Annotated in this window: 23 protein-coding genes; 6 read left to right on the top strand and 17 right to left on the bottom strand. The window is 65.0% G+C overall.

Annotated features, from left to right (window positions below; all coding sequences use genetic code 11):
• Window positions 1-57: 57 nt before the first annotated feature.
• A complete protein-coding gene (locus Q8Q53_RS05195; RefSeq protein ID WP_305700686.1) occupies window positions 58-903 on the top strand; it encodes a class I SAM-dependent methyltransferase in 846 nt (281 codons plus the stop codon).
• 123 nt (window positions 904-1,026) lie between these two features.
• Here the strand turns inward: Q8Q53_RS05195 and Q8Q53_RS05190 are convergent, their stop codons facing one another.
• The 6 genes from Q8Q53_RS05190 to Q8Q53_RS05165 all read right to left on the bottom strand — a co-directional run bounded on the left by Q8Q53_RS05190 (window position 1,027) and on the right by Q8Q53_RS05165 (window position 7,156).
• Window positions 1,027-1,398 (bottom strand): twin-arginine translocation signal domain-containing protein, encoded by a 372-nt coding sequence (locus tag Q8Q53_RS05190; protein WP_305700685.1) that lies wholly within the window; start codon window positions 1,396-1,398, stop codon window positions 1,027-1,029.
• Complete coding sequence (locus tag Q8Q53_RS05185) at window positions 1,395-1,820, bottom strand: cytochrome c (protein WP_305700684.1); 426 nt, start codon at window positions 1,818-1,820, stop codon at window positions 1,395-1,397. Before Q8Q53_RS05185 ends, Q8Q53_RS05190 begins: the two co-directional genes overlap by 4 nt.
• A complete protein-coding gene (locus Q8Q53_RS05180) occupies window positions 1,817-3,394 on the bottom strand; it encodes an FAD-binding oxidoreductase (RefSeq protein WP_305700683.1) in 1,578 nt (525 codons plus the stop codon). The genes Q8Q53_RS05185 and Q8Q53_RS05180 overlap by 4 nt, the downstream gene beginning before the upstream one ends.
• A gap of 182 nt (window positions 3,395-3,576) precedes the next feature.
• Window positions 3,577-4,071, bottom strand: a complete 495-nt coding sequence (locus tag Q8Q53_RS05175; RefSeq protein ID WP_305700682.1) for a DUF3237 domain-containing protein — start codon at window positions 4,069-4,071, stop codon at window positions 3,577-3,579.
• Window positions 4,072-4,100: 29 nt separating this feature from the next.
• A complete protein-coding gene (locus Q8Q53_RS05170; RefSeq protein WP_305700681.1) occupies window positions 4,101-6,302 on the bottom strand; it encodes a PQQ-dependent dehydrogenase, methanol/ethanol family in 2,202 nt (733 codons plus the stop codon).
• On the bottom strand, window positions 6,299-7,156 hold the full coding sequence (locus Q8Q53_RS05165; protein ID WP_305700680.1) for a hypothetical protein: 858 nt from the start codon (window positions 7,154-7,156) through the stop codon (window positions 6,299-6,301). The genes Q8Q53_RS05170 and Q8Q53_RS05165 overlap by 4 nt, the downstream gene beginning before the upstream one ends.
• A gap of 122 nt (window positions 7,157-7,278) precedes the next feature.
• Between Q8Q53_RS05165 and Q8Q53_RS05160 the strand changes: the two genes are divergently transcribed.
• Window positions 7,279-7,752 (top strand): nuclear transport factor 2 family protein, encoded by a 474-nt coding sequence (locus tag Q8Q53_RS05160; protein WP_305700679.1) that lies wholly within the window; start codon window positions 7,279-7,281, stop codon window positions 7,750-7,752.
• A 19-nt stretch (window positions 7,753-7,771) separates the two neighbouring features.
• Here the strand turns inward: Q8Q53_RS05160 and Q8Q53_RS05155 are convergent, their stop codons facing one another.
• The 3 genes from Q8Q53_RS05155 to Q8Q53_RS05145 form a co-directional block, all read right to left on the bottom strand.
• On the bottom strand, window positions 7,772-8,608 hold the full coding sequence (locus Q8Q53_RS05155; RefSeq protein WP_305700678.1) for an SDR family oxidoreductase: 837 nt from the start codon (window positions 8,606-8,608) through the stop codon (window positions 7,772-7,774).
• Window positions 8,609-8,637: 29 nt separating this feature from the next.
• On the bottom strand, window positions 8,638-10,107 hold the full coding sequence (locus Q8Q53_RS05150) for an aldehyde dehydrogenase (RefSeq protein WP_305700677.1): 1,470 nt from the start codon (window positions 10,105-10,107) through the stop codon (window positions 8,638-8,640).
• Window positions 10,108-10,260: 153 nt separating this feature from the next.
• Entirely contained in the window at window positions 10,261-12,618 is a 2,358-nt protein-coding gene (locus Q8Q53_RS05145) for a TonB-dependent receptor (RefSeq protein WP_305700676.1), read from the bottom strand.
• Between the two features lie 194 nt (window positions 12,619-12,812).
• On the opposite strand from Q8Q53_RS05145, the gene Q8Q53_RS05140 reads away from it, so the two are divergent.
• Window positions 12,813-13,313 (top strand): MarR family winged helix-turn-helix transcriptional regulator, encoded by a 501-nt coding sequence (locus tag Q8Q53_RS05140; RefSeq protein WP_305700675.1) that lies wholly within the window; start codon window positions 12,813-12,815, stop codon window positions 13,311-13,313.
• Window positions 13,314-13,334: 21 nt separating this feature from the next.
• Here Q8Q53_RS05140 and Q8Q53_RS05135 read toward each other — a convergent pair whose 3' ends face one another.
• Entirely contained in the window at window positions 13,335-14,069 is a 735-nt protein-coding gene (locus Q8Q53_RS05135) for a nuclear transport factor 2 family protein (protein ID WP_305700674.1), read from the bottom strand.
• Window positions 14,070-14,139: 70 nt separating this feature from the next.
• On the opposite strand from Q8Q53_RS05135, the gene Q8Q53_RS05130 reads away from it, so the two are divergent.
• On the top strand, window positions 14,140-15,057 hold the full coding sequence (locus Q8Q53_RS05130) for an SDR family oxidoreductase (protein ID WP_305700673.1): 918 nt from the start codon (window positions 14,140-14,142) through the stop codon (window positions 15,055-15,057).
• A 60-nt stretch (window positions 15,058-15,117) separates the two neighbouring features.
• Window positions 15,118-15,993 (top strand): dienelactone hydrolase family protein, encoded by an 876-nt coding sequence (locus Q8Q53_RS05125; RefSeq protein ID WP_305700672.1) that lies wholly within the window; start codon window positions 15,118-15,120, stop codon window positions 15,991-15,993.
• A 7-nt stretch (window positions 15,994-16,000) separates the two neighbouring features.
• On the opposite strand, the gene Q8Q53_RS05120 is transcribed toward Q8Q53_RS05125, so the two are convergent.
• Entirely contained in the window at window positions 16,001-16,801 is an 801-nt protein-coding gene (locus tag Q8Q53_RS05120; RefSeq protein WP_305700671.1) for a CmcJ/NvfI family oxidoreductase, read from the bottom strand.
• 14 nt (window positions 16,802-16,815) lie between these two features.
• Window positions 16,816-17,661: a p-hydroxycinnamoyl CoA hydratase/lyase gene (locus tag Q8Q53_RS05115; RefSeq protein ID WP_305700670.1), complete on the bottom strand. Its 846-nt coding sequence runs from the start codon at window positions 17,659-17,661 to the stop codon at window positions 16,816-16,818.
• Between the two features lie 84 nt (window positions 17,662-17,745).
• On the opposite strand from Q8Q53_RS05115, the gene Q8Q53_RS05110 reads away from it, so the two are divergent.
• Entirely contained in the window at window positions 17,746-18,159 is a 414-nt protein-coding gene (locus Q8Q53_RS05110) for a MarR family winged helix-turn-helix transcriptional regulator (protein WP_305700669.1), read from the top strand.
• Between the two features lie 9 nt (window positions 18,160-18,168).
• Here the strand turns inward: Q8Q53_RS05110 and Q8Q53_RS05105 are convergent, their stop codons facing one another.
• The 5 genes from Q8Q53_RS05105 to phoU are packed head-to-tail and all read right to left on the bottom strand — an operon-like array spanning window position 18,169 to window position 22,965.
• Window positions 18,169-18,705, bottom strand: a complete 537-nt coding sequence (locus Q8Q53_RS05105) for a (2Fe-2S)-binding protein (protein WP_305700668.1) — start codon at window positions 18,703-18,705, stop codon at window positions 18,169-18,171.
• 10 nt (window positions 18,706-18,715) lie between these two features.
• Window positions 18,716-19,489, bottom strand: coding sequence for a class II aldolase/adducin family protein (locus Q8Q53_RS05100; protein ID WP_305700667.1), 774 nt, complete (start codon window positions 19,487-19,489; stop codon window positions 18,716-18,718).
• Between the two features lie 46 nt (window positions 19,490-19,535).
• The gene (locus tag Q8Q53_RS05095) at window positions 19,536-21,542 is read right to left on the bottom strand and encodes a TonB-dependent receptor (protein WP_305700666.1); all 2,007 of its coding nucleotides are present in this window, start codon (window positions 21,540-21,542) and stop codon (window positions 19,536-19,538) included.
• Window positions 21,543-21,586: 44 nt separating this feature from the next.
• Window positions 21,587-22,276, bottom strand: a complete 690-nt coding sequence (gene phoB, locus Q8Q53_RS05090; RefSeq protein WP_371136515.1) for a phosphate regulon transcriptional regulator PhoB — start codon at window positions 22,274-22,276, stop codon at window positions 21,587-21,589.
• Window positions 22,273-22,965 (bottom strand): phosphate signaling complex protein PhoU, encoded by a 693-nt coding sequence (phoU, locus tag Q8Q53_RS05085; protein ID WP_305700664.1) that lies wholly within the window; start codon window positions 22,963-22,965, stop codon window positions 22,273-22,275. The genes phoB and phoU overlap by 4 nt, the downstream gene beginning before the upstream one ends.
• Between the last annotated feature and the right edge of the window lie 7 nt (window positions 22,966-22,972).

Genomic DNA, 22,972 nt, shown 5'->3' with positions numbered 1-22,972 from the left:
TCAGGTCAAGCGCGATGTTAGGTTGCCAGCGAAAAGATCACACGGAGAGGACGCACCATGAGCGATATCGTAACCGAGGACTGGACCGGCGAAGTCGGTAACCGCTGGCTGGCCCATATCGACCAGTTCGAATCGATGATTGCGCCTGTTGGCATGGCGCTGCTGGCGGCGGCGGACTTTCAGCCGGGCGAGCGGATCGTCGATGTCGGCTGCGGCGGCGGACTGACCACGCTGGAAATCGCTCGCACCGTCGGGCCGGACGGCCGGGTTGCCGGGATCGACATTGCGCCGCAGCTGATTGCGCTGGCCAACCGGCGGCGCGATGCGGCGGGCCTGACCAACTGCACGTTCCAGTGCGCCGATGGTCAGGTCGCCGCCGCTGAAGGTGCCCCTTTCGACCGGCTGACGTCGCGGTTCGGGGTGATGTTCTTTGGCGACAGCACCGCCGCGTTCAGCAACATGCGCAGCTGGCTGCGCCCCGGCGGCGAAGCGGTGTTCGCGTGCTGGGCATCGCCCATGCTGAACCCGTGGATCGGGATTGTCGGCGCAATCATCAACCGCTTTGCCGATGTGCCCCAGCGCGATCCCGATGGCCCCGGCCCGTTCCGGTTTGGCGATGCGGACCAGACCACCGCGATGCTGAACGCCGCTGGTTTCAGCGATGTGGAGATGACCCTGCATCAGGCCGACCAGCCGCTCGGCGGCAGCGGTGCCAGCGTGGCTGAGGCGGTGTCATTCGTGCTCGATGCCATGGCGATGCGCGATGTGCTCAGCGCCGCTGGCCCCGATAAACTGGCCGAGGCCGAAGCTACGCTGATCGAAGCGCTGGGCGGTTATGTCCGCGATGGTTCGGTGATGATGCCGGGGGCCAGCTGGTTCGTCCGGGCGCGCAATCCGGGCTGAGGGTTACGGCCCATCCCCTGACACCCCGTTCGTGTCGAGCGAAGGCGAGACACGTTGCCCGCTGTGCGCGGTGTCTCGCCTTCGCTCGACACGAACGGGCTTGGGGGTTGATACATTGGCTTGTCAGCGCCGCGTCATGCTCCAGCGCAGCAGGCGCTGGCGCGGCGCGGCGACCTGTTCGGACGTTACCCGCCAGCCGTGGCTTTCCAGTTCGCTGCGCAGCGAGACCCAGTCGCTCCAGCGGGTCAGCCCTTCCAGCGATTTGCCGTGCGGCACCCCGCTGCGGATGGTGGCGAAGTGCGCGCCTTGCTCGGCGGCAAGGTCCAGTGTGCGAACGGCTCCGGCAGTGCGGACAAAGGCCAGCGATTCGGGCAGGCGGCTGTCAAACACCACCAGCCCGGCCTGCCGCAGCGCGGCGGCTCCGGCCGGGACAGCCACCGCCGCCCCGGCAAGTGCGCTGCCTTTCAGCAGGGTCCGGCGGGTCAGCCCGGTCATTTCGCCTTCCCCAGATAAAGCGCGACTGCATCCAGTTCAGCGTCGGTGATGTCGACCCTGGTCTGCTGCGGCATGGCGTTCTTGCCCATCCGCACGACCTGCCTGACATAGTCTGCCGTCAGGTCGGTGCGATTGGTCAACAGGCCGTTTTCGGGTGGCTCGCCCGCCATCATCCGCTGCTTGGTCAGCAGGTTGGTGCCCATGCCGCCGGTCAGGTGGCAATAGCCGCAGTGGACTTCATAAGCGCGCTGGCCGTCGCTGGCGGCCAACCGGCTGCCAGTCGCGGCCTCTGGCCGCATCTGGTAGGGCGGCGGCGGGGGCGGCCCGCCCTTTGCGGCGGCTTGCGGCGGCGGCGGGGCGGCCTCCTGCTGGTTGCATGCCGCCAGCAACAGCGCGGCGGCGATGGTCAGACCGCGCTTCATACCCGGCCCTCCTTCGCCTGATCACGATAGGCTGATGGCCAGACGCCCTGCTTGCCCGGCGCGATGATCCCGTTGGGATCGATCGCGTCCTTCACCTTTTCATTGAACCGGCGGAATGCGTGGTCGTTGAAATCGAACGTGTCCATCACCCGGTCCATCCAGCCCAGATGGGTGCGATATTCACCGAACCCGGCCTTGGCGGTTTCATCGATCAGCGCGTTGAACAGCTTTTTCATCGTCTCGATCTGCTGCGGCTGGTCACGGTCGAACATCAGCATGTTGACGTTGTTGGCGAACCGCCCGCCGATGGTGAAGCTGGCGTAGAAATCGACATCGAAGCTGTCGATGATCTTGCGGGACAGCTTCATCTGTTCCAGCACCGCCTTGCCCGTGGCCGGGACCACCGGCGAAAAGCCCATGTGTGCGCCGCGCCCGCCGATCCAGTCGCTCATCTGGAGTGGCACGGCCGAAGGCACGCCCATCGTGGTTTCATAGGCGTTGATCGGATCACCCGTGCGCCACCAGTTTTCGACCGGCGCGGCTTTCAGGTTGCGGGCCATCGCCGCCTTGATCACATCGGCCCTGGCCTTGACCACCGGTTCCTCGCCGTAGAGCCGCAGCGCGACCTGCCAGTAGCCCAGCTTGTGCTCTTTCAGCAGTTCGGCCACGCGCCATTCGGGGATCGCGGAGGGCTTGTCCCAGAAATCCTTGCGCTGGCCTTTCAGCACCATCTTGCCCAGCCAGCTGGGAATGAACACGTTTTGGTCAATCAGGCCGGAAATCTTGAGTGGCGCGATCGTGTCGATCACCCAGCCGATATCGTCGGCCTCAGGAATGTCGAACACCAGTTCCAGCGAGGTTTCGGGCGCGGGTTGCAGCCAGACCCCGGCCTTGGTCACCACCCCGAAGTTCGATTGCGTGAACGCCAGATCCCAGGTCGGGCCATAGCCCATCGGGAACAGGTGCCAGGCCGGATTGTCCTTCATCGCGCCCATTCCGGTGCGCACCAGATCGCCATCGGGCAGCACGGCTTCGACACCGCAAAGGTTGCGCGCGTGCAGGCCGTAGGACGTGTAACCGATCCCGTGTTCCAGCGCGTTGCCCATCACCGAACCCCAGGCATTGCCCGGCACCGACAGCCACAGCGGCAGCTTGTCGCGCTGGATCGCTTCGTACAGATCAAAGTACCCGACGCCCGGTTCGACCACGCAGTAAGCCAGCGTGGGATCGAGTTCGAGGATCCTGTTCATCCGCCCCAGATCCAGCACCACACTGCCCGCCATGCGCGGGGCCGATGTGCCGTAACCCAGGTTCTTGCCGCGCGCGACCGGCCACAGCGGGGTCTTGTGCTCGTTCGCCAGCCGCACGATGGCCTGCACTTCCTCGACCGAGGCAGGGGCAACTGCGGCGCCGGAGGGCCACTGTTCCTGCGGGCCGGGGGCATAGGTATCGGCATAGGCCGCGCGGTCAGCATCGCTGGCCATGACCCAATCCTTGCCGACCACCCCGGCAAAGGCCTGCATCGCGGTATCGAACGCTTGCGGACTGACCCGCGGCGGTGTGACGAGCTTCACGCGCTCTCCCCTTCATTTTTATAACAATTGTTATGATTGAAAGCACAGTTTGCAGGTTGAAGCAAGCCAATCTCCCCCTCCTCTTCAGAGGAGGGGGCCGGGGGGTGGTGGCCGCTGGCGCACAGCGTGCCTGACCAGCACCACCCCCAACCCCCTCCTCTGAAGAGGAGGGGGCTTCAGGTTCAGGTCAGCGCGTAATAGCGGACATAGTTCCCATCGGGCTTACGCTCACCAATCCCGATCCAGACGTGGCGGGTCAGCCATTCGTACTTGCCCTTGGGCGCCTCGAACGTCGGCTGCGCGCGCAGGTAGTATTCGGCGTGGGGCACCGGCTCGCCGCCTTCGAACGCCCACTTGCGCAGCTTGGCCATCGTGTCCGGCTCACGCCCCCACAGGAAGCCCTTGTTCTGCATGTAGATCGTCACGCCATCATCGGTTTCCAGCATGTAGCGCGCGTCGAATACGGCGGTGTCGTCAGGGCGAAAGTGGGCATAATCCCCGCCGGAATTGGGCACCGCGCGGCCCTTCATCCGGGGGCCGTCGATTTCCCCGCCATCGACATAGACCGCGCTGCGCCAACCACCGCTGGGGATATCAGGCACCATGCTGGTGCGGGTGAACCACAGCCGGATCGCGAAGGCGAATTCCAGCTGGGGGTTATCCATGGTCGAGATCATCGTGTCCTCCCCTGCACCCTGCAGCGCGATCAATAGTTCGACAGGATCGCCAGGCTCGGCGCATCCAGCGCCAATCCGGCTTTCACCTTGGCCAGTTCATCCCGCCGGGTCGTGACCTGCAGGTCGATCAGGTAGGCATGAACCGCCGCCGCCTCGGCCGGTTTGAGCACATCGTTCCAGCGCGGCATCCCGTTCGGCATCAGCGCGCCGTCCAGCACGATGGCGTTGAACGCGTCGTGCGTACCGGGCTGCATCCGCCGCAGGTCGGGCGTGATCGAGCGGTGCTGGTTGGCGTGGCAGATCGCGCAGTTGGCGAAGAACAGCCCGCGCCCCTGCGCGATGGTGTCGGGCGTGACGCCGGGAGCCTGCTCTGGCGGCTCTGGCGCTACTTCGAGCGGCGGCAGCTCAGGCGGGATCGGCACTGCGCCGCCATCCAGCCGGAACACCAGCAGCCGGCCCGTGTTCCCGCGCTTGTAGGCCGCGGCATAGCGCGGGACATAGGGATAACCGCCCCCGCCCCACGCCGCCATCACCGCGATATATTGTACGCCTTTCACCTTGTAGGTCATCGGCGCGGCGAGGATCGTGGTGCCGGTATCGATGGTTTTCAGCACTTTGCCCGTCTTTGCCGCGCGCACCACCAGTTGCCCGCCGACCGTACCGTGGACCAGCAGGCCGGACGCGGTGGAGAGCACCCCGCCCCGGTCCTGCCAGCCTTCCATCGGCTGCGCCCAGACGGTCTTGCCGGTCAGCGGATCGATTGCGCGCATTTCGGCGCGGCCCGGATCCTTCAGCACATCCTGAAACGCGGGCAGCGCCTTCACCCCCGCTGCGACCGGCGGCGGCAGCGTGGGCAGCGCGGCGACCAGATCGGGCGTGAAGATCAGCGCCGCGTCGTTGTTCAGCCCCTTGGCCTTGAACGGCTTTTGCCCCGGCGTCTGGAACATCAGGTTGCCCATATCCAGCACCGAACCGAAGAACAGCCCGCTGACCGGATCATAGGCCGCCGGGAACCAGTTGCGCGCACCCGGGGTGCCGGGGAACACGATCTTGGCGGCTTGGGAATAATCCGCCGCGTCGCGGTCAATGATCGGCGCGCCGGTTTTGGGGTCGATCCCCTTCATCCAGTTGACCCGGACAATCGGGTTGGCGCGCAGCAGTTTCCCGTCGCGCCGGTCGATCACATACAGAATGCCGTTCTTCGGCGCGTGGAGCAGCACCGGGCGGTCCTCGCCGTCCACTTTCATCCGGGTCAGGATCATCGGCTGGGTGGCGGTAAAGTCCCAGCTGTCACCCGGCACTTCCTGATAGTGCCACTTCACCCGCCCCGTTTTCACATCGAGCGCGACGAGCGAGGAGAGGTAGAGGTTGGTGCCGCCGGCGGGCGAGCGCTTTGACAGGTCATACGGCCCGCCGTTGCCGGTGCCGATGATGACCAGCCCGGTTTCGGGGTCATAGTTGATCGCATCCCACGGGGTGCCGCCGCCGCCGATGTCCCAGCGGCTTTTCGGGTCCCAGGTCTTCGCGGCGGGTTCAAGGTCGGGGTGGTCCTGCGGCCCCAGCGCCGGATCGCGCGGGACGGTGTGGAACCGCCATTTCAGCTCACCCGTGGCCAGATCATAGGCCGAGACATAGCCGCGCACATCGTATTCCGCGCCGCCATTGCCAATCACCACCACATCGCCCGCCACTTCGGGCGCGCCGGTGGAATTGATCCCGCGCTGCTTGTCATCCACGGTATCGGCCTGCCAGACGATCTGGCCGGTCTTCGCGTCGAGCGCGTAAAGCTGCGCGTCGAGACTCGCGACATAGACCTTGCCATTCGCCAGTGCGATGCCGCGATTCGCCATGTCGCAGCAGACCGTGCGGTTGACCTGCATGTCGACCGGCGGCTCGAACCGCCACAGCTCCTTGCCGGTCGCCGCATCGAAGGCATAGGCACGGCCCGCCACGCCGCTGGTGTACATCACCCCGTCGACCACCACCGGGGTCGCTTCCAGCACGCGGTTGGTGCCAAGCTTCGCCTCCCACGCCAGACCCAGCCGTTCGACGTTGGCGGGAGTGATGTCGGTCAGCACCGAATGCCGGGTCTTGCCCGCATCGCCGCCGGGATTGGTCCAGTTCTCGCCCGCCTCAGCCTGCTGCGGCGGCGCGGTTTCGCTGGCCGAACAGGCGGCCAGCGCCAGCGAGAGCAGCAGGGTAAAGCGCTTCAACATGGCTGCTCCGCTCATTGGCCGTCCCACGGGCTTTTCATGTGATAGGGCACGGTGATGAAATTCGCCTCGATCTGGCGGATCATCCCGGCATCGATGCGGAACAGTTCCGCCAGATAGAAGCTGTGCGGATAGCGTACCGGCGATTGCACGGTGCGCCCGTCGGTCAGCTGGTATTCCTTGATCCGTCCGCAATGGTCGATGAACCCGAACGCCATCACGATGCCGCGTTCCTCGTCCACCAAGGGAAAGCGCCGCCCGCGCAGCCGGTCGTCATAGCGGTAATTGCCCATCCGGAACTGCTCCTCACAGCCCAGCGCAGCGACCGGCACGACATAGGCGAATTCCGGGTTGCGGGTGGTTTGCACGCCGTTTTCCACCCGGTCGCAATCGGGATGGAATTTGGTCCGGATCGTGCCGTCGTTCTGTTGCAGCGTGGAGAAATAGCCGTCCGCCAGCGCGATCATCTCCGCGCGCGGAGTTGCCACTTCGGCCATTGAATTCATGATGGGCTTGTCCCAGAACCGGGGGTTCAGGAACTTGATCCCCGAATCCGACTGGCGCACGACGATGCTTTCCGCTTCCTCGATCCCGCCATCCGCCGCCACCTTCAGCCGCAGTGCAAAGCCCGATTCTTCGGCGTGTTCGTGTGTCACGCCGAAAAACCCGACCTGACCGGTGCGGGTGTCGGCAAAGCGCAGATCGTAATCGCCGAGCCGATCAATCGTACCCCAAAGTCCGTCGCCGATATCCAGCATGACATTGTTTTCAGACGTCTTCGCCCCGTCCGCCCAGCGCAGCCGCTCTGGCGCGCGGTCCTGCAAGGCAGCCAGATAGCCATCGAGGACGGCATAAAGTTCAGCGCGGTCCATTGTCTCTCCCAATCGGGCTTTACGCCCTGTCATGGCTGCGGCATATCTTACCAATTGTTATAAACACAAGCACAGAGTGCGATCCCGCTCCGGCGGGTCGCCACTTCGCCGGGAGAAGCCAGATGAAGCCGCAGTTTCTTGCCGCACTCACCGCAGTGGCCGCCGCCGTGCTGGCCGCCCAACCCGCGTTCGCCGCGAAACCCGCCGGGGCAGGGCGCTGCAAGCTGACCCCGAAGCAGGTTGTGACGGAATTCATGACCGAATTCTATGTCCGCAAGAACGTGCGCAAGGCGTTCGAGACCTGGGTCGATCCCGGCTATATCCAGCACAACCCGATGGCCGCGACCGGACGCGACGCGGCGATTGCCTTTCTGGAGCCATTCTTCGCCAGCAATCCCGCGATCCGGTATGAGATCAAGCGCGTGATCGCCGACGGCAAGCTGGTCGCGGTCCACGCCCACGGCCGCTTCTCGGCAGAGGACCGGGGCATCGCCGTGGTCGATATCCTGCGGGTCGAGGGGTGCCGGGTGATGGAGCACTGGGACGTGGTCCAGCCGGTGCCGGACAAGGCCCTGAACGACAACGGGATGTTCTGACGCCCGGCGACGCCCCCCCTTACAGGATGAAGTGATCCCCCGCGGCGCGCACGGTGATGTCGCCGATCGACACGCCGGCCGGTTGATCGATCACGTGGATGATCGCATCGGCGATGTGTTCGGGCGCCAGGCTGGCGTAATCGATGTTTTCAGGATCGAGCCGCGCCGCCGGGAACTTCCCGTCCTGCATCCCGGCGACCATCGCCATGAAATCAGGCGTATTCTGACCCAGAATGCCGACGCTGGCGGCCTGGTTGACCACCGTGCTGCCCAGCCCCGTGGCCGGAACCCCGGTCGGCTTGACGATCGTCACCTTGATCTTGCCGCGCGCTTCGACCCGGAAACTGTCCGACAGGAAGTTCACCGCCGCTTTCGATGCGCCATAGACCGCCGCGCCCGTCACCGGGAAATTGCCATAGATCGACGAGACGTTGATGACGTGGCCTGACCCGGCCGCGATCATCGGATCGTGTGCGGCGACCATTCCGTTCAGCACCCCCTTGATGTTGATGTCGATGCAGCGTTCCCACGCGGCATAAGCCGCCGCGTGATCGGCGATGAACGCCAGCGGCATGATGCCCGCGTTGTTGAGCATGACATCGACCGCGCCGAACGCGTCCAGCGCGGCGCCGACCAGCGCCTTCACCTGACCGAGCTGGGTCACATCCACGGCCACGGCCTGCGCCTGTCCCCCGGCAGCGCGAATTTCGGCGGCAACTTCCTCCACAGCGGGCAAGTTGATGTCACCCAGCGTGACTTTCGCCCCGCGCGCGGCGGCCTTTTGCGCCACGAGCCGCCCAAAGCCCCCACCCGCACCGGTGATGACGATGGATTTGCCGCTCACGTGATCTGCCATGCTGCTCTCTCCCGATTTGCCCGACTGTATCAAAGCTGCGCGGGCATCGCGTCAAGCAGCATGGTCTTGGTTTCGAGATAGCCCCACAGCCCTTCCGGCCCGCCTTCGCGGCCGATTCCGGATTGCTTGAACCCGCCGAACGGCAGGCCGAAGTCGATCCGCAGGCCGTTCTGCCCGAACCCGCCGGTGCGGATCCGCCGCCCGATCGCATAAGCCGCCTCGGCATCCTGCGTCAGGACCGAACCGTTCAGGCCATAATGGGATTCGTTGGCAATCCGGATCGCATCTTCCTCATCCTCGCACGGGATAAGGCTCAGCACCGGTCCGAAGATTTCCTCCTGCGCGATCCGGCTTTGATTATCGACATTGGCGAACAGCGTCGGTTCGATGAAATAGCCCTGATTGAGATGGCTGGGCCGCCCGCCGCCGCAGACCAGATCGGCGGTTCGCTTGCCTTCCTCGATATACATTTCGACGCGTTCCAGCTGGCGCTTCATCGCCAGCGGGCCAAGCTGGGTGGCCGGATCATCGGAATGGCCGATCACGACCTGCTTCATTTCCGCCGCGATCGCCGCCGCCAGTTCATCGTGCCGCGCGCGCGGGACGATGGCACGGGTCAGCATCGCGCAGACCTGTCCGCTCATCAGGCTGAGCGTGCCGGTCAGCAGCTTGGCCGCCGCTTCGGTCGGGAAATCATCGCGAATGATCGCCGCGCTCTTGCCGCCGAGTTCCAGCGTGTAGCGCGCAATGCGCTCCCCGCAGACTTGGGCGATGCGCTTGCCTGCCAGCGTCGATCCGGTGAACGACACCTTGTCGATTCCGTGATTGTTGACAAGGTGATCCGCCGCTTCGCGGTGGCTGGGCACCAGGTTGACGACGCCCGCCGGGATGCCTGCCGCTTCGGCGGCTTCGGCAATGATATAGGCTTCGAGCGGGGTTTCCGGGCTGGGCTTCATCACCACCGTGCAGCCGGTCAGCAGCGCATAGGCGACCTTGTTGGCCATGATCCCGAACGGCCCGTTCCACGGCGCGATCGCGGCGACCACCCCGACCGGTTCATGCACCACGATTCCGGCGGCCGCGCCGGTCGTTTCGCGCTGCTGCACGAACCCGAAAGCTTCCGCAAAGCCCGCAATCTGCGACAACCCCAGCACCGATCCGCCGTGCATCGGCCCGGCAAAGCTGGCGAGGCCGCCCATCTGCGCCGTCCATGCGGCGGCCAGTTCGGGCACACGCGCTTCCAGATGCGCGACCATCCGCCGGAATGCGGCTACCCGCTCTGCCGGGGGGGTCGTCGGCCAGGGACCATGGTCAAACGCCGCGCGCGCGGCGGCAACGGCCGCATCCATGTCGGCCTCGTCCGCTTCGGCGCAAGTCGCAATCACCTGTTCGGTGTTGGGCGACACCATTTCCAGCATTCGCCCGGAATGCGCAGGAACCCAGTGGCCGCCGATGAACAGCTTGTCGGGATGAGCGATATTCACGCCTTGGGGCAGCATCGGTAATTCTCCCAGATGGTAATATTATAACAATTGTTATCGATCTTAGCGCCGCCCCCGGCTTGGCGCAAAGGAAAACACGCAACAAAAAGGGGTGGCCGTTGCGGACCACCCCTCCTGTTTCCCCACCTGAATGTCAGGCGTTCGATCCGGTCAGAACTGCTTCTTGACCGTGATCGCCCATTCACGCGGACGGCCAACCTGTGAGTAGATCGTCCCCGAGAAAGCGTAGACCGCCGCGAAGCGGGCCGGCGTGTAGTACTTGTTGAACACATTCTGGAGTTCGAACGAAATCGACAGGTCTTCATCCGGGTTGCGCCAGGTCACGCGGGCGTTTCCGAGCGTGTAGGCCTCGAAGTAGTCGATCGGCCCGCCAGCCGCGACGCGGCCGGCGCTGGTCTTGCCGGTATAGGCCATGTCGAACCGCGGCGTGATCGAGCCATAGCCGCCCAGATCGGCCTTGTATTGCGCGCCGACGCTCCACTTCCAGCTTGGCGTCACGATCGGATCGGTGATCAGGATCGCGTTGCCGACACGGGCGTCGATGGTCGACCAGTTGCCATCCAGATGGCTGAGCGACGCGTCGATATCGAACCCTTCAACCGGCGATGCGGTCACTTCGACTTCGAAGCCCTTGATCTTGCCGTTGCCCGCGTTCTGGCGGGCACCGCACGGCGCGTTCGAACCCAGTGATGCGCAGCTGATCAGCGGCAGCTGGATTGCCTTGTAGTCGTTGATGAAGGCCGCCACGTTCACCCGCAGGCGGCGGTCGAACAGGTCGGTCTTGAGGCCGGCTTCATACGCCCGGACCGTTTCCGGACCGAAGCTGCCGTTCAGTGCCTGCGCAGCATCGAACGGACGGGCGGTCACGCCGCCGCCCTTGAAGCCGGTGCCGACGGTGACATAGGCCAGCACCTGCGGCGAGAAGCGATAGTCCGCCGAAACGCGCCAGTCCCACCGGCTGCCGTCATAGGTGGCCTTCACACCGTCGAGCGCGCCAAGGAAGTACGACACGGTGCCGTCAAAGTTCTTGCGGACGAAAGTGTAATCCTTGTGCTCGTCGGTATAGCGCACGCCGCCGGTCAGCGTCAGGCCCTCGATCGGGCGGGCGATGATCGTGCCGAACCCGGCCTTGCTGTCGGCGTTGACGGGGTCATTGCCCATGAACTGGAAGTTCAGGCCCGGCGCGATGTAGCGGATGTCCTGGCGGGTGAAGTAGACCGAACGCTGGTCGGACATGAAGCCGCCCACGGTCAGGTCGACATTGTCACCCAGTTCGGCGTTGACGCGCAGTTCCTGGCTGAAGAACCAGAACTTCAGATCGTTGTAACCGCCCGCACCCTTCGCCGCGATCGGGCCGAAATCATCATCGGTCCCCCAGATCTGGCGATAATCGCGATAGGCCGTGATCGACTGGATGTTGATCGTGTCGGACAGCTTGATCGTGCCGTTGGCGGAAACGCCCCAGCCATCAAACTTGGTGGTGTTGGGCATGAAATAGCCTTGCCCCACCTGACCCCACGGTCCCGGCTGGCCGCCGCCGGGCGACAGGTTGTTGCCGGGCAGATAGAAGCTGGCATACGTGCAGAAGCGTCCGCAGATCACGCGGTCCAGGCCGTTGGTCTGCGTCACCACTTCGGCCGCATTGTTGCGGTCTTCACGGGTATAGTCGGCGGTCACGGTGAAATCGATCACATCGCTGGGGTTGAACCGCACGGCGGCGCGGACGCCTGCGTAGTTCACTTCGCCCAGATCGGCCATGACGCAATTCGAACCGGAACTTGGGAAAGCGGTGATGCCATCCGGATTGGTCGGGAACGAGCAGCCGTAATCGACCTGATTCACATAGCCGTTCTGGCGCTTGTATACGCCCGACACGCGGGCATACAGGCCATCGGCCAGCACGAAGTTGGCGCTCGCGCGCAGTTCCATGCGCTGGCGTTCGCCATACGTTGCCTGGATCGAGCCGGAGTTTTCGTCCGACGGCTTCTTGGAAAACAGTTTGATCGCGCCGCCGATCGCGTTGCGGCCGGTCAGCGTGCCCTGCGGCCCGCGCAGCACTTCGACGCGTTCCAGATCGAGCAGGTCGAAGATCCCGCCGGTCAGCGTGGCGTAATAGACATCATCGACATACATGCCGACGCCCGGTTCATAGGCCGGGTTGAAATCGAACTGGCCAACGCCGCGGATCGAGGCACCCAACGACGAGCCATAAGCGCCGCCCATGGCGTTCAACGTGACGTTCGGGGCCTGACGGGCGACTTGCGACAGATCGGTCTGGTTGCGCGATTCCAGCAGAGTGGCGTCCACCGCCGTGATCGACAGCGGGGTATCCTGCAATTTCTGTTCGCGGAACTGGGCGGTAACGACGATTTCGCGGCCCGCTTCGGACGTGTTCTGATCATCGCTGGTCTGCGCCAGAGCCGGCGTCGCCAGACTCAGCGCGATCATGGAAGCACCGGCCGCAAGGCCCATGCGCGCAATTGCAGTCATGCCAGAAAGCTTGGCCATCTCATCCCTCTCCTTATTTCGGACCCTTCCGGGGCCTCCTTAGATTGTGAGTAAGACATACAATATTCGGCTTGGCAAGCATTCCGTTATCGTCAATTCCTCTGGCCGCATGAGTGATGCAAAAAGGTCACAATTGTTAGGGATGTCGCTCGATCCCCCTTGCGCCGGTTCAACCACGCGCCGATAGGCGGGGCATGGATGCCACCCCACCCGGACCTGCCGCCGATATCACCCCCGGCGAAGCGCCGTTCGACCTGTTGATCCGTCTGCTCAAGCTCGGCAGCTTCATCAATGGGCCGATGAAAGACGGGGTGTGTGATCCTTCCGGCGTGTCGCAGATTGAACTGAAAGCGCTGATGGCGCTGGCGGGTGAGGGCGATCTGGCGGGGCACGATCTGGTCGAGATCATGGGCGTGCCCGCGATGAACGTCAGCCGCGCGCTGGCCACCCTGCGCGAACGCGGCTGGATCGAGGCGACGAGCGACCCGGAAAACCGCCGCCGCAAGCCAGTGCGCCTGACCGGCAGCGGCTTGCAGGCGTACCGCGCACTGCTTCCCGCCGCCGAGGCCGTGGCGGAGGCAGTTCTGGGCGGACTGACGCCGCGCCAGCAGCGTGAGTTTGCCGCCCTGTCGGACAAGATCATCGCCGCGATGACCGACTGGATTCGCAGCCACCACGAAGGCGTGAAGCTGTAACCCGGCCGCAAGGCCCTGACCCTAGGGCCACTGCTGCTGCAATCTGGTGAAGTTTTCCACCACGAACGCCGCGCCCAGCACGGGATGGGCAAAGCTCATCGCCACCTCCTGACGGTGCGGCCAGGTCTGGCGCCATTCCTCTTCCGGCAGGATCACGTCCGGACCGATCGGATTTTCGGGATAGCACTGCACAGCGGGCTGCAAGTGCGCGACCGTGTGCGCCCAGCCGGTTTCGTAATCGGCCTGCCACTGCATCAGATAGTTGAGCCGCTTGATCTTCCACACCAGATCACCGGATTCATTGGCTTCGCGGACATAGTCATTCTCATAGATGCCCGCTTCCCAGAACTGTTGCGGCATTCCTTCGGGCAGGCTGTCCTTGATCGCATCGTGCCAGCCGCCCGCCAGCACGCCCCGGAACCGGGCCTTCGCGGTCGTGCGATCAGGCGCGACGGTGATCACGTCCTGCAACTGGAAATGGTCGAGCAGCAAGCCCTTGACCGGCCCGCGCCGTCCGCCAGTGAACAGGTTCTGGAACCAGGTGCCATAGAGCCGGATCACCCCGGCATGGCCGCGATATTCGCCCGACAGGAACACCACCGCGCCGTCTTCGGCGAACAGCCCCGCCACTTCCTCGGGCCGGTTGTAGTCGATGTAATAGCCATAGGCCCATTGCAGCTTGCGGATCGCGGCCTGATCCTCAAGCTCAGCCACGCGGCCTTCCAGCGCGGTGAAGCGCGATTCCAAATCAGCCATTTCGACTCTCCCGGTTTAATTGTATGCAAAACTAACAAATGTCCGAAAGATGGCGAGAGGGAAAATCTGCATGAGCGAATGGCAAGGCCGCGTAGCCTTCATCACGGGCGGCGTTTCCGGGCTGGGGCTGGGCCTCGCGCAGGCGTTCAGCGACGCGGGCATGCGGCTGGCGCTGTCCTGGCGCAACGAGGCTTACCGCGCCGCCGCCGCCGCCTGGTTCGCCGCCAACGGGCGTGAGGAACCGCTGTGGATCAAGCTGGACGTGCTGGACCGCGCCGGCTGGGCGGCTGCGGCCGATGCGGTCGAGGCGCACTTCGGCGAGGTCCACGTGCTGTGCAACAACGCCGGGGTCAGCGTGTTCGGGGACACGGCGGAGGCATCCCATGCCGACTATGACTGGATCATGGGCGTCAACTTTGGCGGAGTGGTCAACGGGATCGTCGCGTTCCTGCCCAAGCTGAAAGCTGCGCACGGCAAGCGCCACGTCGTCAACATCGCCAGCATGGCCGCGTACCTGTCCGGCCCGCAGGCGGGGATCTATACCGCGAGCAAGTTCGCGGTGCGCGGGCTGACCGAATCGCTGCGTTATAACCTGGTCCCGCTGGGCATCGGCTGCACGCTGGTCTGCCCCGCGCTGATCCGCACCAACGCCTGGGATTCCGCCTTCCGCCGCCCCGCCGAATTTGCCGGAAGCGGATTTGGCGAGGTCGACAAGGCGCAGCTGGAACAGTTCGGCAGCGTGTTCCAGGCCGGGATGGACCCGCACGAGGCCGGGACCAAGATCATCGCGGGCATGAGCGCGGATACCGGCCTCGTCTTCACCCACCCCGAATTCGCCGAGGACTTCAAGGCGATCTATGAGGACAGCCTCGCCGCCCTGCCCGATGAAGTCGCCCCGCCAGAACGGTTGGAGGTCGAGCGGATGCGCCGCGCCGCGAACAAGGCCGCGCTGGCGGGCAAGGCCATCACCATCAACGATCTCAGCTAGACGCCGCGCCTCGCTTCACTATCTTGGCACGATCTGGAGGGGTTCAGAGGAGAACGACTGATGTGCGATGATCTGACCGCTCACGCCGAAGAAGCCGCGCTGGCGCAAACCGGCCTGAACCGCCGCGAATTTGCCGCGATTGGTGCGGCGGCGATCCTGGCATCGGGCTTTGCCACTTCGGCCAGCGCGAAAGGCGCGCCGAAGCTGAAGGAACAGACCGTCATGTTCGCCACGCCCGATGGCTCGGCGGATGCGTTCTTCGTTCACCCGGCCCGGGGCAAGCATCCCGGCGTGATCATGTGGCCCGACATCGCGGGGCTGCGCGATGCCTACAAGGTCATGGCGCGGCGGCTGGCGGAATCCGGCTATGCCGTGCTGGTGATCAACCAGTATTATCGTTCCCGCCCGGCCCCGATCATGGACAGCATCGCCCAGTGGCGCACGCCGGAAGGGCAGGCCAGGCTGGGGCCGATGATCAAGCTGATCGACCCCGCCGCAACCATGCGCGATGCCAAGGCCTGCGTGGCGTTCCTGGACGCGCAAAAATCCGTCAACCGCAAGCGCGGGATCGGGTCGTGCGGCTATTGCATGGGCGGGCCGTTCACCGTGCGCAGCGCCTATGCCGTGCCGGACCGGGTCAAGGCCGCCGCATCATTCCACGGCGGCGGACTGGTGACGGACAAGGCGGACAGCCCGCACAAGCTGCTCGCCGCGACCAAGGCCAGCTACCTGATCGCCATCGCCCGCAACGACGATGCCCGCGCCCCGGCGGACAAGGACACCTTCCGCGAAGCTGCCAAGGCCGCTGGCCGTCCGGCAGAGGTGGAAGTCTATGCGGCCGATCACGGCTGGTGCACGCTGGACGCCCCGGTGTTCGACAAGGTCGAAGCCGACCGCGCGTGGGGCCGGATGCTGGCGCTCTACAAGGGGCTGTAAGCGCCCTTTACGCCCACCAATACGCCGTCGCGCGCATTTCGATGCTGACGCGCGGCGGCGCATCGGCGGGAGCCAGCGGATCGTCGAACGCGACGTGCGGCAGGCAATGTGCGCGGGCCGGATCACTGTCATTGGTCTTGAACAGCACGGCTTCGTCCGCCGTCATGTCCGGATAGTAATACCACTGATGCGCCGGGTTATGCCCCACTACCCAGCTTTCGAACGACCATTCCGGCGCACCGTTTGGTGGATCGAATATCGCGTCGGCCACGATCAGATCGTCCGCCGCCACGCTGCGGATATCGCAAAACGCCAGCGGCACATCCTGCGGCGGCGGGGATAATGCGCGCCACAGGTTATAGGCGGCGCAGCGGGTAAAGGCGCGGCCATTTGCCCCACGCTGCGCAAACTGCGCGGCAGTGACATCGTTGATGTCGACATGGGCGAACCGGGCCGGATGCGAATTGTCGCTGCTCCCGGCCTTGCCGCTCTTTTCGCTGTAGCGCAGGATCCCGGGACTGGTGACGAACACCTCATCCGCCCCGGTCAGCTGCTGGATCAGCGCCGCCACTTCATCGCAGTGGATCGCGGTCAGCATGTCCCGGTCCGTCCAGTCCGTCACCGCGCTGCGGTGCCGGACCAGCTGGAACCCTTCGCGATCGACCTGTGCGTCAATCGCGCGGGCATCGCGGACCGCCATGGCCCGCAAGTCCACCGGCACCTGATCCTTCTCATGCGCGTTGGCGTAGTAGAAGGGGCGGGGGCAGCCCCGCTCGACATAAGCGATCAGGGCGGTGCGGTCTGTCACCCCCATATCACCTGTTAACCCTGGATCTTCGATGCGTCGAAGGTTTCCAGCCCGGGCTTGAAGCTCTTTTCGTCGAGGAACTGGCGGGTCGCTTCCTTGCGGGCCGCCGCGCCGCCAAAGCTGTGCAGCGCTTCCTGCGCACGGATCTGGTATTCCAGCCCGTTGTCATAGGTCATGTCGACCATCCGGCGCATGGTCCACTTGGTGGCGCGCAGCGCGTTGGTGTCCTTCTTTTTCAGCGCATTGGCAATTTCCAGCACGCGGGCATGGAGCTGATCGGCCGGGACGGCTTCGGTTACCAGACCCTGTTCCTCGGCCTGCTTGCCGGTCAGGTTTTCACCCATCATCGCGTGGTACATCGCCTTGCGGAACGGCATCAGTTCCTGCGCGACCTTTGATGCGCCGCCGCCCGGCAGAATGCCCCAGTTGATTTCGGACAGGCCGAACTGCGCGTCGTCGGCTGCAATCGCGATATCGCAACCGAACAGCGGGCCATAGCCGCCGCCAAAACACCAGCCGTTGATCATCGCAATGGTCGGCTTTTCATACCAGCGCAGGCGTTCGAACCAGCCATAGCTTTCGCGCTGCGACTTGCGGATCGCCCAAAGGCCCTGCTCTTCGGTTTCGCGGAAGTATTCCTTCAGGTCCATGCCAGCGGTCCAGGCTTCGCCTTCGCCGGTCAGCACCAGGACTTTCACGTCGTCGCGGAACTCCAGCTCTTCCAGCACCTTCTTCATCTGCCGGTTGAGCTTGGGGCTCATGCAGTTGCGCTTTTCGGGGCGGTTGAACTTTACCCAGGCAATGTCATTTTCAACCGTGAAGGCGACGGTGTCTGCTTCGGGGCGATCAACGGCGGTCATGGCAATCCTCTTTCGTGGCAAATGTTGCTATGACACATAACAATATGGATTGCTATGTGCAATAGCCAAGGTTAGAGCAGCGCTGTGAAAGACCCGCTGCTCGACCTTCCCGGATACTCCCTGCGCCGCGCGGCATCCGCGATGATGGCAGAGTTTGCCGCACGGATCGAACCGCTGGGGCTGCGGATTGCAGATGTCTCGGCGCTGCTGGTGATCGAGGCCAATCCCGGCGTTACTGCCAGTCAGCTGGGCCGTGCGCTGGATATCCAGCGGGCCAACATGGTGCCGCTGCTCAACCGGATCGAGGATGCCGGCCTGCTGACCCGCCGCCCGCTCGACGGCAAATCGCATTCGCTGCACCTGACCGAAGCCGGCGCCTCGAAACTGGCCACAGCGCGCATCACCATCGCCACTTTCGAAGACTGGCTGGTTCACCGCGTTCCGGCCGAACACCGCGCCCACCTCAAGCCCGCGCTTGATGCGCTGTGGCGGGATTAGGGTCAGGGCCTATTCCCCCCGCATCGCCGGAACGGCACGCGCCGCATCCTGCGGCGTCACGCCCGGCGCGGGGGCGGCGCTGATCGTTTCAAGGCGGCGCATCACCCGGCCTGCGCGCTGGATCGCGCGGACCAGCCGGGGATAGACCCCGCAGCGGCACAGGTTCGGCACGGCGGCGGCAATGTCCGCTGGCGTCGGATCGGCATTGCGGGCCAGCAGCGCGGCGGCCGACATCACTATACCGGGGGTGCAGAACCCGCACTGGATCGCCTGTTCGGCCACCAGCGCCTGTTGCACCGGGTGCGACCGATCGGGCGACAGCCCTTCGATCGTGGTGACGACCCGCCCCTCGGCCTCGCCCAGCGTGATCAGGCAACTGCGCAGCGCCGCACCATCCACCAGCACCATACACGCGCCGCAATCACCCGATCCGCAGCCATATTTGGTCCCGGTCAGGTTCGCACCGCTGCGCAGGCCCCACAGCAGCGGGGTTTGCGGGTCCATCCGGAATTCAACCGGGCGGTCGTTGACGGTCAGGCGGGTCATCCAGGTCGGATCAATCGCGCCAGCTGCGGTCGATCTTGTCGATCCGGCGGGTCCACGCCTCGAAATCGCCCTGCCCCGGCAGCTTGCCCGGCACCTGCCCTTGCGCCAGATCGCGCTGGTGAACGGCGACGACCTCGTCCGAGACGCGCAGCGGCTGGCCCATCGCCAGCGTAGCCATCTGCACTTCGCAGGCGCGTTGCAGCGACCAGTGCTGGATGAAGATTTCCGGGATCGACCGGCCCAGAATCACCGGGCCGTGGTTTTTCAGCATCAGGATGCGCTTGTCGCCCAGATTGGCGAGCAGGCGCTGCCCTTCCTCGGCGCGCACGGTAATGCCTTCGAACTCGTGATAGGCCAGCTTGCCGATGAAATTGCAGGCATAGAAATTCACCGGTTGCAGCCCGCCTTCCAGACTGCACACCGCCATTGTCGCGGTCGTGTGGGTGTGGACGATGGCGTGGGCCCACGGCACGTGGCGGTGGAAATAGCTGTGCTGCACGAACCCGGCCTTGTTCACCGGGTGCGGACTGCCATCCAGCGTGTTGCCATCGATGTCGATCTTGACCAGATTCGAGGCGCAGACTTCGGAATAGAGCAGGCCGAACGGGTTGATCAGGAACGAATTGTCCTCACCCGGCACGCGCACCGAGATATGGTTATAGATCGATTCGCCCCAGCCCATGTGGTCGAAGATCCGGTAGCACGCGGCCAGTTCCCGCCGGGCCTGCCATTCTTCCTCGCTGCATTCAATGTTGCGCGCGTGCGCGTTCAACTGGGTGGCCATCGGCGTTCCTCCATCGGGTTCGTATTTGCCACCGATCCTAATCCAGTCAGCGGCCGATGGAAACGCTCAATCCGGCCCAGACCGTGCGGGGCGTGCCAAGGTCGATCGAGCCGCCCTGATTGCGGGTGACGATGGTTGCATCGGTCAGGTTCTCGCCGCGCAGCACCACGGCAAAGCGGCGGCCCAGCGGCACCTTGACCACCGCGTCCAGCGTGGTGGCAGCGGGTTGAAGACCGGTTTCCAGATCGTCCTCATACTGCGCGCCGATGTGGCGCAGCGTGGCCGACAGCAGCCAGCCGTCGCGCGGCATCCACGCCAGACTCGCGCTGGCGGCCAGTTTGGCGACTTGCGCGGGGCGCTTGCCATCCAGCGCCAGCGACGCGCCGCTGGCCTGCACTTGCGCATCGGTCAGCGCCAGCGATCCGTCGAACCGGACCGTGCCCAGCGTGGCCGAAGCCGCCAGTTCCACCCCGCGTGAACGCACCGCATCGACATTGCGGCGCTCGCGCAAGTTCGTGCCAATCGTGACGTTGGCGATGGCGTTCTTCACCTTGTTGTCGAACGCGGTCAGGTTCAGCGTCACGCCCGGCGTCGGGGTCAGGTCCACACCCGCTTCGAACCCCAGCAGTTCCTCGTTGCGCAAGGCCGCGTTGGCGCGGGTGGTGACGGGGAACACCGCGAAGGGACGATAGAGCTCGTTCAGGGTCGGCTGGCGCAGGCTGGTATAGGCCGCGCCGCGCAGCGCCAGCCCTTCCGCCGCCTGCACCCGCGCACCGCCGCGCCAGCTGACGTCCCAGCCCGCCCGGTTTGCAAAAGCGTTGTTCACCGTGGTCGTCCCGGCAGCATTCGCCTCGGTGAAATAGCCATCGCGGATCGTCCAGCGGTCGGCGCGGAGGCCCCCCGTCAGGGTCAGCGCGCCCAGCGTCCAGCTGTCCTCGACGAACAGGCCGAGGTCGGTGTTGCGCCCGCCCGCGCGGCGGCGCGCGGTGACGAGGCCGGTGACCCCGCTATAGGCTTCTTCCTGGGTCCGCCCGGTCATGCTGCGCCAGTCCGCGCCCAACCGTAATTCGTGGCTGCCGCCGACCGGCGGGCGCAGTTCCAGCTTGCCGCCGATCCCGGTGGCGGGAGTGCGGCGCTGGTGCAGTGTCTTGCGGAAACTGGTGGAGCTGATCACGATATTGGAAAAATCGCGCGCCTGCACATAGGCCAGCGCATCGAACTGCCAGTCGCCCTTGCCCACCAGCCGGACGCTGGCATCCTGCCCGCGTGTGGCGCTGTCCGCCCCGGCAAAGCGCAAGGTCCGCTGGTCGTCATAGGCCAGCCCCCGGACCTGCAATTCGATTGTGTCGGTCAGCGGCGCGACCGCGCGCAGGCCCGCCGACCAGCTGTCATAGCGCGCCCGGGTGCTGGCGGCGACGCGCTGCGCGACCGGCGTGGTCCAGAACCCCTGCCCCCGGTCCCAGCGCCCACTGAGCACCGCAAATCCGCTGCCGAGTTTGGGGGCCAGCGTGACCGACAACTCGCTCTCACCCCGGTCGTTGACGAGGGCGCTGGCGTTCAGCAGGTCAAGGTCGTCCGCCCCGGCGCTGAGCAGCTCGATGGTCCCGGCCACCGCGCCTGCGCCAAACGCACCCGATCCGCCGCCGCGCGTCACCAGCACGCGCGACAGGCGTTCCGGCGCGATGCCGGAAAACGGGATATAGCCAAAAAACGGATCGGCCTGCGGCACTCCGTCGAGCAGGACCAGCGTGCGGCTGGAGGCATTGCCGCCCAGCCCGCGAAACGTGACACCCTGCGCCGATGGATTGGCCGAGCGGCTATCCGACCTGCGAAACTGCTGGAATCCCGCAACCGACGACAGCACATCTTCCAGCCGCCCCGATGCCGCGCGCGCCAGCCGGTCCGGCGGGATAACCTGAACGCCATAGATCCCGTCTTCAGCGGTGCGCTCCAGCCCCTGCCCGGTGACGACGATCGTGGAATCGTCGCCTGTCTCGGCATGGGCGGAAACCGGCAGGGCCAGCAAGACGACAGGGATCAGGGCGCAACGCATATGCGCCGCCCATCGGCGCAAACGCAGCGCATTTCAATGGGGACTTAGGCCAGTTCCATCGAATAACCGGCCGCGCGCACGGTGCGGATCAGGCTGTCCTCGCCCGCCCGGTCGATCGCCTGACGCAGGCGGCGGACGTGGACGTCGACCGTGCGTTCGTCGATTTCGCGGTCCATGCCCCACACCGCATCGATCAGCTGCTGGCGCGAATGGACCCGGCCGGGGCGTTCCATGAAGTGGCGCAGCAGGCGAAACTCGGTCGGGCCAAGCTTCAGCGTCTCGCCCGCGCGGCGGACGCGGTGGGCGACCGGGTCCAGTTCCAGATCGGCCACTTTCAGCACGTCGCCTTCCAGCGCGGGACGGCTGCGACGGAGCAGCGCCTCGACCCGGGCGAGCAGTTCGCGCGGGGAGAACGGCTTGGTCACGTAATCGTCCGCGCCGGTTTTCAGGCCGCGAATGCGGTCCTCTTCCTCACCGCGCGCGGTCAGCATCAGGATCGGCACGCGCGCGCTGTCCTTGTTGCGGCGCAACTGGCGGCACACCTCGATGCCCGACAGGTTCTCGATCATCCAGTCCAGGATGATCGCGTCAGGCAGGCTTTCGCGCACCATGACCAGCGCTTCCTCGCCATCCGGCGTGACGCGCACGTCGAACCCTTCGGCGCGCAGGTTCCATTCGAGCAGCTCGGACAGGGCCGCGTCATCCTCGACGATGAGGATCGAGGCGGCCATCAGTTTAGCTCTTCGTCCAGGAGCGGCAGTTCCCGCCCGGTGTGATACAGCCCGGTGGCGGCGAAATAGACCATTTCGGCCACGTTGGTGGCGTGATCGCCGATCCGTTCCAGGTTGCGGGCCACGAACAGCAACTGCGCAGCGCTGGAAATGGTCGCCGGGTTTTCCATCATGTGGGCCACCAGATTGCGGAAGATGCTGTCATAGAAATTGTCGAGCTTTTCGTCCCGCCCGATCACTTCAATCGCCAGTTCGGCATCGCGTGAGCCATAGGCGTTGAGCACGTCCCGAACCATGCCCTGGGCAATTTCCGCCATGGCAGGCACCAGAATCAGCGGTTCGAACTTCTTCAGCCGTTCGATGTGGCCAACGCGCTTGGCGATGTTCTTGGCGTAATCGCCGATCCGTTCAACCACGCCGGAAATCTTGAGCGCGGCGATCACATCGCGCAAATCGTCCGCCATCGGGGCGCGCAGCGCGATGATCCGCACGGCCAGCCGGTCCACCTCAGCCTCCAGCGCGTCAAGCTTGGCATCGGCCAGAACCACGGTGTGGGCCAGCACTTCATCGTGCTTGACCAGCGCTTCCACGGCATCGCGGATCAGAACTTCGGCCAGCCCGCCCATTTCGGCGACCAGACCGCGCAGCCGCGCGATTTCGTTATCAAATGCCTTGACGGTATGTTCGGCCATATTCGAA

The organism is Novosphingobium sp. (assembly GCF_030699305.1).
In the GTDB taxonomy this organism is placed as follows: Bacteria; Pseudomonadota; Alphaproteobacteria; order Sphingomonadales; family Sphingomonadaceae; genus Novosphingobium.
The sequence above is the reverse complement of the archived record's forward strand: the minus strand, read 5'-3'. Positions and strand labels throughout refer to the sequence as shown.

Bases quoted from the DNA above. Each gene is read 5' to 3' on its own strand.
- Q8Q53_RS05115 (WP_305700670.1), bottom strand. From the start codon at position 17,661: ATGACCGCCGTTGATCGCCCCGAAGCAGACACCGTCGCCTTCACGGTT.
- Q8Q53_RS05165 (WP_305700680.1), bottom strand. From the start codon at position 7,156: ATGGACCGCGCTGAACTTTATGCCGTCCTCGATGGCTATCTGGCTGCC.
- Q8Q53_RS05100 (WP_305700667.1), bottom strand. From the start codon at position 19,489: ATGGCCACCCAGTTGAACGCGCACGCGCGCAACATTGAATGCAGCGAG.
- Q8Q53_RS05125 (WP_305700672.1), top strand. From the start codon at position 15,118: ATGTGCGATGATCTGACCGCTCACGCCGAAGAAGCCGCGCTGGCGCAA.
- Q8Q53_RS05130 (WP_305700673.1), top strand. From the start codon at position 14,140: ATGAGCGAATGGCAAGGCCGCGTAGCCTTCATCACGGGCGGCGTTTCC.
- Q8Q53_RS05185 (WP_305700684.1), bottom strand. From the start codon at position 1,820: ATGAAGCGCGGTCTGACCATCGCCGCCGCGCTGTTGCTGGCGGCATGC.
- Q8Q53_RS05160 (WP_305700679.1), top strand. From the start codon at position 7,279: ATGAAGCCGCAGTTTCTTGCCGCACTCACCGCAGTGGCCGCCGCCGTG.
- Q8Q53_RS05140 (WP_305700675.1), top strand. From the start codon at position 12,813: ATGGATGCCACCCCACCCGGACCTGCCGCCGATATCACCCCCGGCGAA.
- Q8Q53_RS05095 (WP_305700666.1), bottom strand. From the start codon at position 21,542: ATGCGTTGCGCCCTGATCCCTGTCGTCTTGCTGGCCCTGCCGGTTTCC.
- Q8Q53_RS05135 (WP_305700674.1), bottom strand. From the start codon at position 14,069: ATGGCTGATTTGGAATCGCGCTTCACCGCGCTGGAAGGCCGCGTGGCT.
- Q8Q53_RS05190 (WP_305700685.1), bottom strand. From the start codon at position 1,398: ATGACCGGGCTGACCCGCCGGACCCTGCTGAAAGGCAGCGCACTTGCC.
- Q8Q53_RS05170 (WP_305700681.1), bottom strand. From the start codon at position 6,302: ATGAGCGGAGCAGCCATGTTGAAGCGCTTTACCCTGCTGCTCTCGCTG.
- Q8Q53_RS05145 (WP_305700676.1), bottom strand. From the start codon at position 12,618: ATGGCCAAGCTTTCTGGCATGACTGCAATTGCGCGCATGGGCCTTGCG.
- Q8Q53_RS05155 (WP_305700678.1), bottom strand. From the start codon at position 8,608: ATGGCAGATCACGTGAGCGGCAAATCCATCGTCATCACCGGTGCGGGT.
- Q8Q53_RS05150 (WP_305700677.1), bottom strand. From the start codon at position 10,107: ATGCTGCCCCAAGGCGTGAATATCGCTCATCCCGACAAGCTGTTCATC.
- Q8Q53_RS05175 (WP_305700682.1), bottom strand. From the start codon at position 4,071: ATGATCTCGACCATGGATAACCCCCAGCTGGAATTCGCCTTCGCGATC.
- Q8Q53_RS05105 (WP_305700668.1), bottom strand. From the start codon at position 18,705: ATGACCCGCCTGACCGTCAACGACCGCCCGGTTGAATTCCGGATGGAC.
- Q8Q53_RS05195 (WP_305700686.1), top strand. From the start codon at position 58: ATGAGCGATATCGTAACCGAGGACTGGACCGGCGAAGTCGGTAACCGC.
- phoU (WP_305700664.1), bottom strand. From the start codon at position 22,965: ATGGCCGAACATACCGTCAAGGCATTTGATAACGAAATCGCGCGGCTG.